Source organism: Microbacterium hatanonis (assembly GCF_008017415.1).
Lineage (GTDB): Bacteria > Actinomycetota > Actinomycetes > Actinomycetales > Microbacteriaceae > Microbacterium > Microbacterium hatanonis.
Window position 1 is genome coordinate 1,049,155 of record NZ_VRSV01000002.1, and the last position, 14,243, is coordinate 1,063,397.

Sequence of the window (14,243 nt, forward strand, 5' to 3'; positions counted from 1 at the left end):
CGCGGCTCGGAGCGGGACGGGCATCTACATCGCGAGGCGGATGCCGGGGGCCGCCCCGACGCGTACGGTGAAAGCGATGTTCCGCTCCCTCCGCCCGTACCAGATCGCCCTCGATCTGTCCCTCGCCGCTGTGTTCGGGGTGTGCGCCGCGCTCCTCGAGGTCATGGGGGTGAGCTACGAGCAGACCGACCCCGTCCAGGTGGGCGCGGTGGTGTTGCTCTTCACGGTGGCGCTCGCCATTCGACGGCTCCAGCCCGGCCTCGCGCTGGGCGTCGCCTGGCTCGCCGCGGTTCTGCAGATGCTCTTCCTGCAGCAGCCGCGACCGGTCGACGTCGTCGTGTTCGCCGTCCTCTACGTCACCGCCGCGTACGGCTCGCGGCTGGTGTTCTGGCTCGGCTTCGCGTCCGCCATCGGCGGCGCCGTGGTCATCACCGTGTACATCTTCGGCGTGCTCACCACGGTGGGATTCGACAGTCTCCCGACGGCGATCGCGGTGCTCGTCGCCGCCCTGTTCGCCCTGCTGCTGTCGTGGGTGACCGGAGCCCTCGTGCGCACCGCGATACGCGGTCGCGAGACACGGCGGGCGCAGGAGCTCGCCGAGGGTCAGGCCGCGGCCGAGCAGGAGCGCGTGCGCATCGCCCGCGACATGCACGACGTCGTGGCGCACTCGCTGACGGTCGTGATCGCGCAGGCCGACGGGGCGCGGTATGCGGCAGCATCCGACCCCACCGCCGCCGCCACCGCGCTCGGCACGATCTCGACCACGGCCCGTGCGGCGCTCGCCGACGTGCGACTGCTGCTCACGCAGCTGCGGCACAGCCAGGCGCCGGGCCCGCAGCCGACCCTCGCCGACGTCGAGGCGCTGTACACGCAGGTGCGCGCCGCCGGGGTCGAGCTCAGGGTCGACGTCGATCCGGCGCCCGCCCGCGAGCAACCCGCTTCGGTGCAGCTCGCCGTCTACCGCATCCTGCAGGAGGCGCTCACGAACGCCCTGCGTCACGGCGACGGCGGGGTCGTCTCGGTGCGGCTGGCGTGGTGGCCCACGCGGGTCGACCTGACGGTCACGAACGGACGGACGGGCGACCCCGCCCCCGGAGGCCACGGCCTGATCGGCATGCGCGAGCGCGCACAACTCGTCGGCGGGCGCCTCGACGCCGGCGCCGACGGCGCAGACTTCGTCGTGCGGGCGACGATCCCGCTGGGGGTGGAGTCATGATCCGAGTGGTGCTGGTCGATGACCAGGCGCTCTTCCGCGCGGGCATCCGCATGATGATCGACTCGCAGGACGACCTCGAGGTCGTGGGCGAGGCCGCCGACGGCGCCGAGGGCATCGATGTCATCCGCGCGACACGCCCCGACGTGGTGCTGATGGACATCCGGATGCCGCGGATGGACGGCCTCGCCGCGACCGCCGTGATCCTCGCCGACCCGGTTCCCGAGCACGTCGAAGGGCCGCCGCGCATCGTCATGCTCACGACCTTCGACCTCGACGAGGCCGCCGCGCGAGCGATCCGCCAGGGCGCCAGCGGGTTCCTGCTGAAGGACGCCGATCCCGAGTTCCTCCTGGCCGCGATCCGCACGGTGCATTCCGGATCGGCGGTGATCGCCGCATCCGCCACCCGCGAGCTGTTCGCGGCCACGACCCCCGCGCCGGTGCCCGTTCCCGCCGCCTTCGAGACGCTCACCGACCGCGAGCGCGAGATCTTCGCGCTCGCCGCCCGCGGGCTCAGCAACGCCGAGATCGCCGCGCGCGAGTATCTCTCCGAGGCCACCGTGAAGACGCACATCAGCCGCATCCTCGCGAAGCTCTCCCTCCGTGACCGCGTGCAGCTCGTCGTCTTCGCCTTCGAGCACGGCTTGGCATGACGCCCGCGCGGCCGCAAGGCTCCTCTGTCTCGGCGCGCATCGCCTAGCTTCAGAGCATGCGACTGGAGCGACTGCGGCACCCGATCTTCTCGATCCGTCGCCGGCGGGTGCTGCCGCGGTGGGTGCGCCGAGCCGATCGATCGATCAATCGCCGGGTCAATGCGGCCGGCGTCGGACCTGTCGGAGACACGGTGTTCCGCATCGCGTCACGGGCGGCGAATCGCAGCATGCTGTGGTTCGCCATCGCCGGCGTGCTCGCTCTCGCGGGCAAGCCGCGTGCGGCTCTGCGGGGGTCGGCGTCGCTGGTGCTGGCGAGTGCTCTCGCGAACCTCGTCGGAAAACGGCTGTTCGGTGGGCCCAGGCCGCTGTGGAAGGACGTACCGGTCGGTCGCAGGCTCGGGTCCTACCCGACGTCGGCATCCTTCCCCTCCGGGCACTCCGCGAGTGCGGCCGCCTTCGTGACGGGTGTCGCTCTGGAGTCTCCCGCAGTCGGCGCGGCGGTGGCGCCGCTCGCCGCGGCGGTCGCGTACTCGAGGGTGCACGTCGGCGCCCATTGGGCGTCCGACGTCCTGGGCGGGATCGGCATCGGCGCCGCCGTCGCCGCGGTCGGCGCGGTGATCCTTCCCCCGCGCCGGCCGCAGAGCGAGTCGTCGGTCGCCGAGACGGGCACGCGGGTGGATCTGCCCGAGGCCCGAGACGGCGAAGGCCTGCTCATCGTGCTGAACGAGGAGGCGGGCACCTCGGTGCTGCACGCCGACCCGCGGCCGGTCTTCGCCTCGCGGTTGCCCCGCGCGCGTATCCGGGAGATGGGGCCGGATGACCGGATGGACGACATCGTGCGCGAGGAGGTCGCCTCGGCGACCCCGCCACGTGTGCTGGTCGCCTACGGGGGCGACGGCTCCGTCGCACGGATGGCACAGCTGGCGCGGGAATACTCGCTTCCGCTCCTGGGCCTGCCCGGCGGTACCTTCAACCACTTCGTACGCGCTCTCGGTGTCGACGAGCTGGACGTCGGGCTCGACGCGGCGAGCACGGGTCGAGGTCTTCGGGTGGGGGTCGGCTCGCTCGCTGTCGGTGACGACACGCCGCTCACGGTGCTCAACACCGTCTCGGTCGGCATATACCCCGATTTCGTGGCCGAGCGCATCCGACGACAGGCGCGCTGGGGCAAGTGGATCGCCGCCGTGGTCGCCGCCGCGATCGTCGTCCGGCGAGCGCGGCCGATCACGGTGGAGATGGACGGTGAGCAGATGTCGGTCTGGTCGGTGTTCGCGAGCGTCGGCCGCAACGATCCGGGCCGCGTATCGACGATGCAGCGTCGCCGGCTGTCGACCGGGGAGCTCGACCTCCGCATCCTGCATGCGCGGGACTCCCGCCTGCGTGCCTTCGGATCGCTCGCCTTCGGCCGACGGACGGCCGCCGTCCTCCGTACGCTGCGCCTGCTGCCTCGGGCGTCGGACGTGGAGCGTCGGGTCGTCGGCGATGTCGCCGTGCGGGTGCTGCTCCGCGACGGACAGGTGGTGCCCTTCGCTCACGACGGTGAGCTCGAGGACGCCCCCGCCTCGACCGCCGACGGCTACGTCCTGCGTCTGGCAGCCCTCTCGAGCGCGCTGGACGTCTACGCGCCCTGAGCGATCGTCATCCTCGCGATGTACGCGAATGCGTCGCTCGGGCGACGCGGCGCGCCCGGCCCGATTCGTAGCGTCGAAGGCATGGAAATCACCTCGACAGATCTCGGGCTCGCCGCCCGGGTGCAGCAGCTCACCAAGTCCTACGGTGGCGGCGAGAACGCCGTCCGTGCTCTCGACGGCGTCTCGGTCGGCATCCGCCGGGGACAGTTCACCGCGATCATGGGCCCCTCCGGCTCGGGCAAGTCGACCCTGATGCACGTCATGGCAGGCCTCGACGCTCCGACCTCGGGTCGCGCGTGGATCGGCGACACCGAGATCAGCGGCCTCGGCGACCTGGAGCTGACCCTCCTGCGTCGCCGCCGCGTCGGCTTCGTCTTCCAGGCCTTCAACCTCGTGCCGACGCTCGACGCGATCGGCAACATCCTCCTGCCGTTCGACCTCGACGGACGCCGGCCGTCGGCGATCGAGCGGGCGCGCATCGACGGCCTCGTCGAGACGCTCGGCCTCACCGCGCGCCTCACCCACCGCCCGCACCAGCTCAGCGGCGGTCAGCAGCAGCGCGTCGCGATCGCTCGCGCGCTGGCGACCGCGCCCGACCTCGTCTTCGCCGACGAGCCCACGGGCAACCTCGACTCCCGCTCGGGCCGGGAGGTGCTGGGGCTCCTCGCCGCGGCCAGCCGTGACCACGGGCAGTCGATCGCGATGGTGACCCACGATCCGCTGGCGGCCTCGCACGCAGACCGCGTGCTGTTCCTCGGCGACGGTCGGATCGTCGCCGACAAGCCGCGTCAGAGCGCCGAGCAGATCGCCGCCTACATGCTCGAGACCGAGAGCGCCCTGTCGTCGGAGGTGACGGCGTGACCGCGGTCGCGGTGGACGCGCCGGTGCAGCGCCCCGCCGCATCCGCCCGTCCGCTGGCATGGTTGCGCGAGCGGGGGATGGGGGCGAGCGTGCTCGTCGCCGCCCTGTCGAGCGCCTTCGCGGTCGTGCTCATGTCGACGACCGCGTTCATCTCCCTCCTGCTGCGTTCGGACCCCTTCATCGGGGAGAGCGAGACGCTGGTCTTCATCCTGGGCTTTCTCACCGTGCTGCTCGTCGGCGTCGCCGTCTACGTCGCCGCGATCGTCACGGCCAACACCTTCGCCACCGTCGTCGCCGGGCGCACGCGTCAGATCGCCCTGCTGCGCCTGATCGGCGCGTCGGCCAAGGCGCAGCGCGCCGAGGTCGCTCGGCAGGGACTCATCGTGGGGGCGATCGGCGCCGCGCTCGGGTTCGTCATCGGCGTCGGGCTGTCGCTCGGCGGAGCGCTGCTCGCGGTGCAGATGATGGACCTCGTGCTGGTCGACGACGTCACGACGCTGCTGCAGCCGCTCCTGGCACTCCCCGTCGTGGTCGTCGCCCTGACGACCTGGGGAGCCGCGTGGGCCGGATCGCGCCGCGTGCTGACCGTGACGCCCCTGCAGGCGCTCGGCGGCTCGGTGGAGCCGACCCGTGAGACGGTGGCGCGCCGGAGCGGCCGCAACATCACCGCCCTGGTGCTGTTCGTGATCGGCGGGGGGATGCTCGCCCTGGGCATCGCGGTGGGTCTCGTCACGCCGCTGGGCGTCGCGATCTCGTTCCTCGGCGGCATCTTCTCGTTCACGGCGCTCGCCCTCGGGGCGACCCTCGTCATGCCGCCGGTCCTTCGGCTGGTCGGCCGCCTCTTCGGTCGCTCGGCGACGGCGCGACTCGCGGCGGAGAACGCCCTGCGCTATCCGGAGCGCTCGTCGCGGATGGCGATCGGAGTCGTCATGGGAGTGACGCTCGTGACGATGTTCGCCGTCGCCCTCGAGACGGTCAAAGCCGTTCTCACGGCATCCAGCGGAGGAGAGCTCGACCCCGGGATGGCGACCCTCATCGACTCCTTCTCGGCCATCATGATGACGCTCGTCGCGGTGAGCGCGGTGATCGCCGGCGTGGGGCTGGTCAACCTCCTCACCATCGGAGTGGTGCAGCGCCGACGCGAGCTCGGGCTGCTCCGGGCGCTGGGGATGTCGAACGCGCAGGTGCGTCGCATGGTGCTGCTCGAAGCCGCGCACGTCACGATCGCCGCCCTCACGACGGGGCTGGTGCTCGGCATCGCCTACGGCTGGGCGGGCGCGCAGTCGGTGCTCGGCTCGGTGCGCTTCCCGCCGGCGTGGCTCTCGCCGACGTTCGTTCCTCCGGCGGTGCCGCTGTGGCCCGTGGTCGCCGTGGTCGTCGCCACGGCGGTGCTCACCCTGGTGGCCGCGGTCGTACCGACCCGCCTCGCCACGCGCGTCGCCCCCGTCGCCGCGCTCGCCGATTAGCAGCATCCGCTGAACACATTCGTGCTCGAGTCCACACCTCCGCGCAGCCGTGGGGTGTGGATTCGCGCTGTACGGGGTGGAGTGGATGCTGCGCACCCCGCGCGGTCGGGACGAGCGGGTCAGGCCCCGGGCTCGGGGTCGTGGGCCCAGGTCGGGGCGAGGGCGCGCAGGCGCGCCGCGCGCCACTGCCACGCCGCCCAGAGCGTCGGCCAGAGGAGCGGCGCGGCGCGGCCGCCGATCACCAGGCGATCGCGCCACAGGGTGCGCGTCGGATCTCCGGGGGCGGGCGAGACGGCCATCTGGTGGTCCCACACGTCGAGGGCGGCGAGGGGGCCGGTGAGCGGCATGCCGCTGTCGCGGAAGATGCGCACGCGGGCGCCCGCCGCATCCGTCGTCTCGCGGTCCGACACCGAGATGAGCTGACTGCCGACGGGCACGATCCCGGCGACGCTCAGGCTCACCGGGGCGTCGGTGCCCGTCTCGAAGGAGGTCGGCGGATCGGCCAGCGGCGCCATCTGCATCAGCGGCCCGTAGAGCTCGGCGACCGCCGTCGGGGAGTGGAGGGCGCGCCACGCCGCATCCGCGTCGCAGTCGATGACGAGCTTCAGGAGGATGCGCATGCCTCATCCTCTCTCAGCGGCGACCGCCGGGGCGCCTCAGCGCGGAGTTCGTGCGGCGAGCCGTTCGGCGGAGCTGATCTCGCGCCTGGTCCAGGTGAAGAGGTACCGCAGATCGAAACGCGGCGCGCACTTCGAGCACGACGTCGCCCGCGGCGCGCGGCGGTGGCGGTACGCGACGTGCCCCGCGGGGCAGACGCCCACCCAGGGCGCGAGCTCGACGGCGGTCTCGCCGCGGTGCGTGGTGCCGCCGACGTAGCCGAGATCACGGGCGATCGCCTTCCAGCGAGGGCCGTGGCCGGCACCCGGGCCGGCGATCGCGTGGGCGACCTCGTGGAGCAGGGTCTGATGGTTCTCTTCGTCGTCGTGCCGCGCCGAGAGGTAGCGCGAGACGGTGATGCGCTTGCGCCGGAAGTCGCAGACCCCCGCGCGCAGCTTCGCGTTGTCGAAGCCGAACGACCACGAGGCATCGAGGTGGAGGGCGAGAAGCGCCTCAGCCCAGGTGCGAACGCGCTGCGGTTCGGTCATGCTCGCGACGATAGAACGTACGTCCGACACTCGGCCATCGGGGTCAGCTGGCGACGGTGGTCCGAGCGCGTCGTCGGTCGGCGGCGTCGATCGCGAGCAGGGTCGCCTCCAGCTGCTCGTCGGTGGCCCCGGCGTCCTGGCGGAGGAACAGCGCGCGCTTGAAGTCGGTACGCGCCGACTCGTAGTCCTCGCCGTCGTAGGAGGTCTTGCCGCGGTGCTGGTAGGCGAACGCCGCGATGCCCGACCAGCGCTGCCCTTCGGCCTCCTCGGCGCAGGCGGTGAGCTCCTGCAGCGCGGCGGCGAACGCTCCGCGGTTCTGCAGAACGGTCGCGTGAAGGATGCGGGCACGGAGGAGGTCTTTGCGGGTGCCGCCCATGCGGGCCACGCGCACCGACTGGTCGGAGACCACCAGTGCCTCGTCGAGTCGGTCGAGCACCTTCAGCAGCCACACGCGCTCGAGGAGCGCGGGGAGGCTGCGCTGTGCGCCGATCTCTTCGAGACGCTCACGGCATTCCTCGAGATCGACGATCTCGCGAAGCGTGTCGGGGTCGTACCCGTGGATGTAGCTCACTCGCGACTCCTTCCGCCCGTGCCGGCCACTCCGCAAGTCTGCGGCACGTCGTCGGGTGCCCCGTCCAGGCGCGCCGATCTCACCGGTCGAACAGCGACGGCAGAGGCTTCGGAGACGCGGTGGCGTCACCGTCGGTCGCCGGTCGAGCACCGCGGATGAACTCGTCGATCTCGGCGCCCTGGGCCACCTTCGCGGGGTGCGGTCCCGCCGCCATCAGCCTCGGCAGCCACTCGACCGGGAGGGGGGAGGCGGATGCCACGACCACCAGATTGCCGAATCGGCGGCCCTTGAGCACCTGCACCTCGGCGAGCACGACGACGTGCTCCAGCACTTCCCGGACGGTCGCGACCTGTCGACGGGCGAAGGCGAGCCCCGCCCCGTCGGCCACGTTCACGAGCATCACCCCGTCGGGGGCGAGGAGGCGCGCAGCATCCCGGTAGAACTCCACGGTGGTGAGGTGCGCGGGGGTCTGCGCCCCGGCGTAGACGTCGGAGACCAGCAGATCGACCGCGCCGGTCAGCCCCGCCGGCAGCTTCGCGGTGACCGCGCGGGCATCGCCGATGCGCACCCTCAGCGAGGCGTTCCGCGGCAGGGGGAGGTGCGTGCGCACGAGATCGATGAGCGGCTGTTCGAGCTCGACCACCTGCTGGCGCGACCCCGGGCGCGTGGCCTCGACGTACCGCGGGATCGTCAGGGCGCCCGCGCCGAGGTGCACGGCGGTGAGCGGCTGCCCCGGCATGCGGAGCCGATCGATGACCGCGCCCATGCGTGCCACGTACTCGAAATGCAGGTGCGTCGGGTCGTCGAGGTCGACGTGCGACTGCGGCGTCCCGTCGACGTCGAGCTCGTATCCGGAGGTGTACGCGGAGGGCAGGACGCGCGCGATCGTGCCGTCGCCCAGGCGCACGCGACCGAGCTCGTCGTTCTCGATCCGCGCCCTGGCCACGCTCCCACGCTAGTCCGCTCGCACGAAACACGATCGATACACAAGGGCAATCCGACTGCCGTGCGTACCCGGGTACGGTCGTCAGATCGGTTGAACCCGGCTGGCACGACGACGTGACCGCGTCATCGTCCCGCCCCATTCCCCACAACGGAAGGTGCACAGCACATGGCCCACACGATGAGACGACGGATTCTGACGGGAGCCGCCGCGATCGCGATCGGTACCCTCGCACTCTCCGCCTGCACGAGCCAGCGCGACGACGACGGCGGCACGACCACGGAGGGCGACGTCGACTCGACCTTCATCTTCGGGGCGTCGGGCGAGCCCTCGAGCCTCGACCCCGCCTTCGCGAACGACGGCGAATCGTTCCGGGTCTCGCGGCAGATCTTCGAAGGACTCGTCGGTGTCGAGCCCGGCACCGCGGACCCGGCTCCCCTCCTGGCCGAGAGCTGGGACGTCGCGGACGACGGCCTGTCGTACACGTTCCAGCTGAAGGAGGGCGTGACCTTCCACGACGGCACCGAGTTCAACGCCGACGCCGTCTGCTTCAACTTCGACCGGCAGAACAACTTCACCGGCCTCGCCCAGAGCGAGAGTCTCTCGTACTACTGGGGCAAGCTGATGCGCGGCTATGCCGACACCGGCACCTCGATCTACGGCGGCTGCGAAGCATCCAGCCCCTCCGAGGTGACGATCTCGCTCACCCAGCCCTACGCGGGCTTCATCCCCGCGCTCTCGCTCCCCGCGTTCGCGATCCAGAGTCCGACGGCCCTCGACGAGTACGACGCCGACAACGTCGGCGGAACCGAAGAGGCGCCGACGCAGAGCGAGTACGCCACCTCCCACCCGACCGGCACCGGACCGTTCCAGTTCGACTCGGCGGCGCCCGGTGAGCAGACCACCGTCACCGCCTACCCGGAGTACTGGGGCGAGCAGGGGCAGGTGCAGGAAGTCATCTTCCGAGTGATCGGCGACACCACTGCCCGGCGCCAGGCCCTCGAGTCGGGATCGATCGACGGCTACGACCTCGTCGCCCCCGCCGACCTCGGCGCGCTCGAGGACGCCGGCTACACGCTGGTCAACCGCGACCCGTTCAACATCCTCTACCTCGCGATGAACCAGGCCGACCCCGCGCTCGCAGACATCCGCGTGCGTCAGGCGATCACCCAGGCCATCGACAAGGAGCAGCTGGTCACCCAGGTGCTGCCGGAGGGCACGACCGTCGCCAGCCAGTTCATGCCCGACAGCGTGATCGGCTTCAACGACGCCGTGACGACCTACGACTACGACCCCGATGCGGCCATCGCGCTCCTCGCCGATGCCGGGTTCACCGAGGCCAACCCGCTCACGCTGACCTTCAACTACCCGGTCAACATCTCGCGGCCGTACATGCCGAACCCGGAGCAGATCTTCACGAACCTGCAGTCGCAGCTGTCGGCGGTCGGCATCGTGCTCAACCCGGTCTCGAACGAGTGGGGCGAGTACCTCGACCTCATCCAGGGCGGCTCCGACCACGGCATCCACCTGCTGGGCTGGACCGGCGACTACAACGACCCCGACAACTTCGTGGGCACGTTCTTCGGCGCCCAGGGCAACGAGTGGGGCTTCGACAACGCCGAGCTGTTCTCGGCGCTGACCGCGGCGCGCGGTCTCGCCACCGAGGAGGAGCAGGCTCCCGCGTACGAGGCGATCAACGAGCAGATCGCCCAGTTCATCCCGGGCGTCCCGCTGGCCAACCCCGTCCCGACGCTCGCGTTCGACCAGCGTGTGACGTCGTACCCGGCGAGCCCGGTGCAGGACGAGGTCTACAACATGATCGAGCTGTCCGAGTGATGTGACGGATGCTGCGCGCCCGGTCCGATGCGTCGGCCGGGCGCGCAGCATCCACGTTCCGTAATCGCATCGACCCGGGAGTGCCCCCGTGCTTCGCACCATCGGCAGGAGACTCCTCCTGCTCGTCCCGACCCTGATCGGGCTGTCCGTCCTTCTCTTCTTCTGGGTGCGCGCTCTGCCCGGGGGCCCCGCCGTGGCGCTCCTCGGAGAACGCGCCACCCCCGAGGCCGTCGCGCGCATCAACGAGCTCTACGGCTTCAACGAACCCCTCTTCATCCAGTACTTCACGTGGCTCGGACGTCTCCTCTCGGGTGACTTCGGTGCCTCGATCCAGACCGGCAGGCCGGTGCTCGAGGAGTTCCTGCGCCGCTTCCCGGCGACCCTGGAACTCTCGATCGCGGCGCTGATCGTTGCCGTGGGCATCGGCATCCCGCTGGGGTACTGGGCCGCTCGCAAGCACGGCAAGGCGTGGGACCACATCGCGGTGGTCCTCAGCCTCATCGGCATCACCGTGCCGGTGTTCTTCCTCGCCTTCATCTTCAAGTACGTCTTCGCCGTGCAACTTGGCTGGCTCCCGTCGGACGGGCGCCAGAACCCCCGCATCGACGCCACGCACTACACGAACCTGTACGTGCTCGACGGTCTGATCACCGGCGAGTTCGACGCGGCGTGGGACGCCGTGCTGCACCTGATCCTGCCCGCGCTCGCTCTCGGCACGATCCCGCTCGCGATCATCGTGCGGATCACCCGGGCGTCGGTGCTCGAGGTGCAGAACGCCGACTACGTGCGCACGGGGCGCGCCAAGGGCATCGCGCAGAACACCCTGCGCAATCGCTTCATCCTCCGCAACGCCATGCTGCCGGTGGTCACGACGGTGGGCCTGCAGGCGGGCCTGCTGATCTCGGGGGCGGTGCTCACCGAGACGGTGTTCGCCTTCCCGGGCATCGGCGCGTTCCTGGCGTCGTCGATCTTCGCCCGGGACTTCCCGGTGCTGCAGGGGTTCATCCTCTTCATCGCCATCGCCTACGCGCTGATCAACCTGCTCGTCGACGTCTCCTACAGCTTCATCGACCCGAGAGTGAGAGTGCAGTGAGCTCCGGCATCCTTCCTCCCGCCCCCAGCGGCGGCCCCGTCGACGACAACGCCATCGTCGACACGCAGCTCATGGCCGCCCAGACCCGAGGCGGCTTCTGGCGAGACGTGTACCGCCGCCTCCGGAAGAACCCGACCGCCTGGGTCGGTGCGGCCATCGTGCTGCTGTTCCTCCTCGTGGCGGCGTTGGCGCCGATCCTGGCCCCGTTCCCGGGCGAGTCCCTTCCGGGCCAGCGCTACATCACCCCGACCGACATCCCCGGGCCGGGTGAGATCGGCGAGTTCCCGCTGGGCCTGGACCGGTTCGGCGGTGACGTGCTGTCCAAGCTCATCTGGGGCGCCCAGGCCTCCCTGCTGATCGGGGTGATCTCGACGGCGATCGGTCTGGCGGGCGGGATGCTGCTGGGGCTGCTGGCGGGAACCTTCGGCGGCTGGGTCGACAACGTCGTCATGCGCTTCGTCGACATCCTGCTGTCGGTGCCGAACCTGCTGCTCGCGGTGTCGATCGCCGCGGTGCTGGGCCAGAGCCAGTTCGCGATCATGATCGCCATCGGAGCCTCGCAGGTACCGGTGTTCGCCCGCCTGCTGCGGGCCTCTATGCTGCAGCAACGGGGGGCCGACTACGTCCTGTCGGCGCAGACCCTCGGGCTCAGCCGCCGCAAGATCACGATGAGCCACGTCCTTCCCAACAGCGTCGGTCCGGTCATCGTGCAGGGAACCCTGTCGCTCGCGACCGCGGTGATCGACGCGGCCGCGCTGTCGTTCCTGGGCCTCGGCGGAGGGCTGCCGCAGACGGCGGAATGGGGCCGCATGCTCACGTACGCGCAGTCCGAGCTCGCGATCGCCCCGTGGCTCGCGTTCCTCCCCGGCATCTGCATCGCGGTCACGGCGCTGGGCTTCACCCTGCTCGGCGAGTCGCTGCGGGAGGCGATGGACCCGCGCACCCGCGCTCGGTAGCGCGTCTTCCCGCCCGTGAGAATCGGTCGTTCGCACGACAACCGGTGCACCGCACCGAGCCTCGTGCGTCGGACCGATTCTCGCGCGGGGCCCGCCGACCGGGCGGGCTCAGCCGGCGATGCCGAGCTCGTTGCCGGGGATCGAGGCCAGCAGGCGCCGGGTGTAGGCGTCGCGCGGGTTCGTGAAGATCTCCTCGCTGGAGGCCGCCTCCACGAGCCTGCCGTCCTTCATCACGCACACATAGTCGCTGATGAGCCGGACCACGGCGAGATCGTGCGAGATGAAGAGGTAGCTCAGTCCGTACTCGCGCTGCAGGTCGCGCAGCAGCGTGAGGATCTGATCCTGCACGAGGACGTCGAGCGCCGAGACCGGTTCGTCGCACACGACCAGGTCGGGGGACAGCGCGAGCGCACGCGCGATCGCGACGCGCTGGCGCTGGCCGCCCGACAGCTCGGACGGATAGCGGCGGAGCATCGACTGCGGCAGCGCGACATCGTCCATCAGCTGACGCACGCGGGCCGCGCGTTCTTTCGCCGAGCCGCGCCGATAGTGCGTCAGCGGCTCCTCGACGAGGCGCTCGACGGTGAACATCGGGTTCAGGCTCGAGTACGGATCCTGGAAGATCGGCTGCACCTTCTGCCGGAACTCGCGCAGCGCCGGGCCCTTGAGTGACGCGACGTCCTGCCCGTCGAAGGTCATCGTCCCGCTCGTCGGGTCGATGACCTTCAGCAGCATCCGCGCCGTCGTGGTCTTCCCCGATCCGGACTCGCCGACGATCGCCACCGTCTCCCCGCGCGGAATCGCCAACGACACGTCGTCGACCGCGCGGAAGTCCTCGCCGCGCCCCCGCGTCTTGTAGACCTTCGTCAGGTTCGAGATCTCGACGATGTTGTCGCGGACGCGGGGTGCGTCGCCGGCGATGCCCAGATCCGCGCCCCGGAACTCCTCCGGCCGCAGGCGCACGGCGGCGACGGACGGGGCCGCGGCCACGAGCGAGCGCGTGTACGGATGCTGCGGAGCCTCGAGGATCTGCTTCGCCGGACCCTGCTCGACCACCCGCCCGCGGTGCATGACGATCACACGGGAGGCGCGTTCGGCCGCGAGGCCGAGATCGTGCGTGATGAGGAGGACGGCCGTTCCGAGCTCCGTGGTGAGGCGGTCGATCTGGTCGAGGATCGTCTGCTGCACGGTCACGTCGAGGGCGCTGGTGGGCTCGTCCGCGATGAGCAGGCGCGGGTTGCAGGCGAGGCCGATGGCGATGAGCGCGCGCTGGCGCATGCCCCCGGAGAACTCGTGCGGGTACTGCGTGGCGCGCGTCGCGGCATCGGGGAGCCCGGCGCGCTCCAGCGTCTCGACGACCTTCGCGGCCACGTCCTTGCGGGTCGCGAGTCCGTGCGCCAGCAGCGTCTCGCCCACCTGCGTCCCGATCTTCGCGACCGGGTTGAGGTTCGACATCGGATCCTGCGGGACGAGGCCGATCTGCGCCCCGCGCACCTGGCGCATCTTCGCTTCGCTGTACTGGGTGAGGTCGTTCCCGTCGAGCTCGATGCTGCCGCGTGCGACGCTCCCACCCGATGCGAGCAGGCCGATGATCGCCATCGCCGTGGTCGACTTGCCCGACCCCGACTCGCCCACGATCGCCACCGTCTCGCCGGCGGCGATGTCGAGGTCGACGCCGTCGACGGCGCGCACCGGCCCGTCGACGGTGCCGAACTCCACGGCGAGATCACGGACGGACAGCAGCGGCGTTGCGGCGGGGGACATCACCCCATCCTGCCTGCCCACCCGCGCGACCGCACCGTCCTGGCGCCATCCTTCATCGACCTGTAACAGCGCCGGGCACCTCCGTGCGTCGGAGCATCCCACGAGCGTCGG

Annotated in this window: 13 protein-coding genes; 8 read left to right on the forward strand and 5 right to left on the reverse strand. The window is 71.0% G+C overall.

Features of this window, described 5'->3' with window-relative positions:
* Window positions 1-76 precede the first annotated feature (76 nt).
* The 5 genes from FVP77_RS14990 (at window position 77) to FVP77_RS15010 (ending at window position 5,824) form a co-directional block, all read left to right on the forward strand.
* On the forward strand, window positions 77-1,216 hold the full coding sequence (locus FVP77_RS14990; RefSeq protein WP_147895358.1) for a sensor histidine kinase: 1,140 nt from the start codon (window positions 77-79) through the stop codon (window positions 1,214-1,216).
* Complete coding sequence (locus FVP77_RS14995; RefSeq protein ID WP_147895359.1) at window positions 1,213-1,866, forward strand: response regulator; 654 nt, start codon at window positions 1,213-1,215, stop codon at window positions 1,864-1,866. Before FVP77_RS14990 ends, FVP77_RS14995 begins: the two co-directional genes overlap by 4 nt.
* Window positions 1,867-1,922: 56 nt before the next feature.
* Window positions 1,923-3,497 (forward strand): bifunctional phosphatase PAP2/diacylglycerol kinase family protein, encoded by a 1,575-nt coding sequence (locus FVP77_RS15000; protein ID WP_147895360.1) that lies wholly within the window; start codon window positions 1,923-1,925, stop codon window positions 3,495-3,497.
* 81 nt (window positions 3,498-3,578) lie between these two features.
* On the forward strand, window positions 3,579-4,358 hold the full coding sequence (locus FVP77_RS15005; RefSeq protein WP_147895361.1) for an ABC transporter ATP-binding protein: 780 nt from the start codon (window positions 3,579-3,581) through the stop codon (window positions 4,356-4,358).
* Window positions 4,355-5,824 carry an ABC transporter permease gene (locus FVP77_RS15010; protein ID WP_425463145.1) on the forward strand — a complete coding sequence of 490 codons (1,470 nt, stop codon included), beginning with the start codon at window positions 4,355-4,357 and terminating at the stop codon, window positions 5,822-5,824. The genes FVP77_RS15005 and FVP77_RS15010 overlap by 4 nt, the downstream gene beginning before the upstream one ends.
* Window positions 5,825-5,943: 119 nt before the next feature.
* Here the strand turns inward: FVP77_RS15010 and FVP77_RS15015 are convergent, their stop codons facing one another.
* The 4 genes from FVP77_RS15015 to FVP77_RS15030 all read right to left on the reverse strand — a co-directional run bounded on the left by FVP77_RS15015 (window position 5,944) and on the right by FVP77_RS15030 (window position 8,486).
* Window positions 5,944-6,444 (reverse strand): hypothetical protein, encoded by a 501-nt coding sequence (locus FVP77_RS15015; protein WP_147895362.1) that lies wholly within the window; start codon window positions 6,442-6,444, stop codon window positions 5,944-5,946.
* A gap of 36 nt (window positions 6,445-6,480) precedes the next feature.
* The gene (locus tag FVP77_RS15020) at window positions 6,481-6,969 is read right to left on the reverse strand and encodes a SprT-like domain-containing protein (protein ID WP_147895363.1); all 489 of its coding nucleotides are present in this window, start codon (window positions 6,967-6,969) and stop codon (window positions 6,481-6,483) included.
* 43 nt (window positions 6,970-7,012) lie between these two features.
* Window positions 7,013-7,540, reverse strand: coding sequence for a hypothetical protein (locus FVP77_RS15025; RefSeq protein WP_147895364.1), 528 nt, complete (start codon window positions 7,538-7,540; stop codon window positions 7,013-7,015).
* 79 nt (window positions 7,541-7,619) lie between these two features.
* On the reverse strand, window positions 7,620-8,486 hold the full coding sequence (locus FVP77_RS15030; RefSeq protein WP_147895365.1) for a spermidine synthase: 867 nt from the start codon (window positions 8,484-8,486) through the stop codon (window positions 7,620-7,622).
* Between the two features lie 165 nt (window positions 8,487-8,651).
* On the opposite strand from FVP77_RS15030, the gene FVP77_RS15035 reads away from it, so the two are divergent.
* The 3 genes from FVP77_RS15035 to FVP77_RS15045 all read left to right on the forward strand — a co-directional run bounded on the left by FVP77_RS15035 (window position 8,652) and on the right by FVP77_RS15045 (window position 12,368).
* Window positions 8,652-10,319 (forward strand): ABC transporter substrate-binding protein, encoded by a 1,668-nt coding sequence (locus tag FVP77_RS15035; RefSeq protein ID WP_147895366.1) that lies wholly within the window; start codon window positions 8,652-8,654, stop codon window positions 10,317-10,319.
* 88 nt (window positions 10,320-10,407) lie between these two features.
* Window positions 10,408-11,412 carry an ABC transporter permease gene (locus FVP77_RS15040; protein WP_147895367.1) on the forward strand — a complete coding sequence of 335 codons (1,005 nt, stop codon included), beginning with the start codon at window positions 10,408-10,410 and terminating at the stop codon, window positions 11,410-11,412.
* A gap of 71 nt (window positions 11,413-11,483) precedes the next feature.
* Window positions 11,484-12,368: an ABC transporter permease gene (locus FVP77_RS15045; RefSeq protein WP_147895707.1), complete on the forward strand. Its 885-nt coding sequence runs from the start codon at window positions 11,484-11,486 to the stop codon at window positions 12,366-12,368.
* Window positions 12,369-12,476: 108 nt separating this feature from the next.
* Here FVP77_RS15045 and FVP77_RS15050 read toward each other — a convergent pair whose 3' ends face one another.
* Window positions 12,477-14,132 (reverse strand): ABC transporter ATP-binding protein, encoded by a 1,656-nt coding sequence (locus FVP77_RS15050; protein ID WP_147895368.1) that lies wholly within the window; start codon window positions 14,130-14,132, stop codon window positions 12,477-12,479.
* Between the last annotated feature and the right edge of the window lie 111 nt (window positions 14,133-14,243).

Excerpts from the sequence above, each read along its gene's own strand:
- FVP77_RS14990 (WP_147895358.1), top strand. The coding sequence starts at position 77 with ATGTTCCGCTCCCTCCGCCCGTACCAGATCGCCCTCGATCTGTCCCTC.
- FVP77_RS15005 (WP_147895361.1), top strand. The coding sequence starts at position 3,579 with ATGGAAATCACCTCGACAGATCTCGGGCTCGCCGCCCGGGTGCAGCAG.
- FVP77_RS15035 (WP_147895366.1), top strand. The coding sequence starts at position 8,652 with ATGGCCCACACGATGAGACGACGGATTCTGACGGGAGCCGCCGCGATC.
- FVP77_RS15045 (WP_147895707.1), top strand. The coding sequence starts at position 11,484 with ATGGCCGCCCAGACCCGAGGCGGCTTCTGGCGAGACGTGTACCGCCGC.
- FVP77_RS15000 (WP_147895360.1), top strand. The coding sequence starts at position 1,923 with ATGCGACTGGAGCGACTGCGGCACCCGATCTTCTCGATCCGTCGCCGG.
- FVP77_RS14995 (WP_147895359.1), top strand. The coding sequence starts at position 1,213 with ATGATCCGAGTGGTGCTGGTCGATGACCAGGCGCTCTTCCGCGCGGGC.
- FVP77_RS15050 (WP_147895368.1), bottom strand. The coding sequence starts at position 14,132 with ATGTCCCCCGCCGCAACGCCGCTGCTGTCCGTCCGTGATCTCGCCGTG.
- FVP77_RS15020 (WP_147895363.1), bottom strand. The coding sequence starts at position 6,969 with ATGACCGAACCGCAGCGCGTTCGCACCTGGGCTGAGGCGCTTCTCGCC.
- FVP77_RS15015 (WP_147895362.1), bottom strand. The coding sequence starts at position 6,444 with ATGCGCATCCTCCTGAAGCTCGTCATCGACTGCGACGCGGATGCGGCG.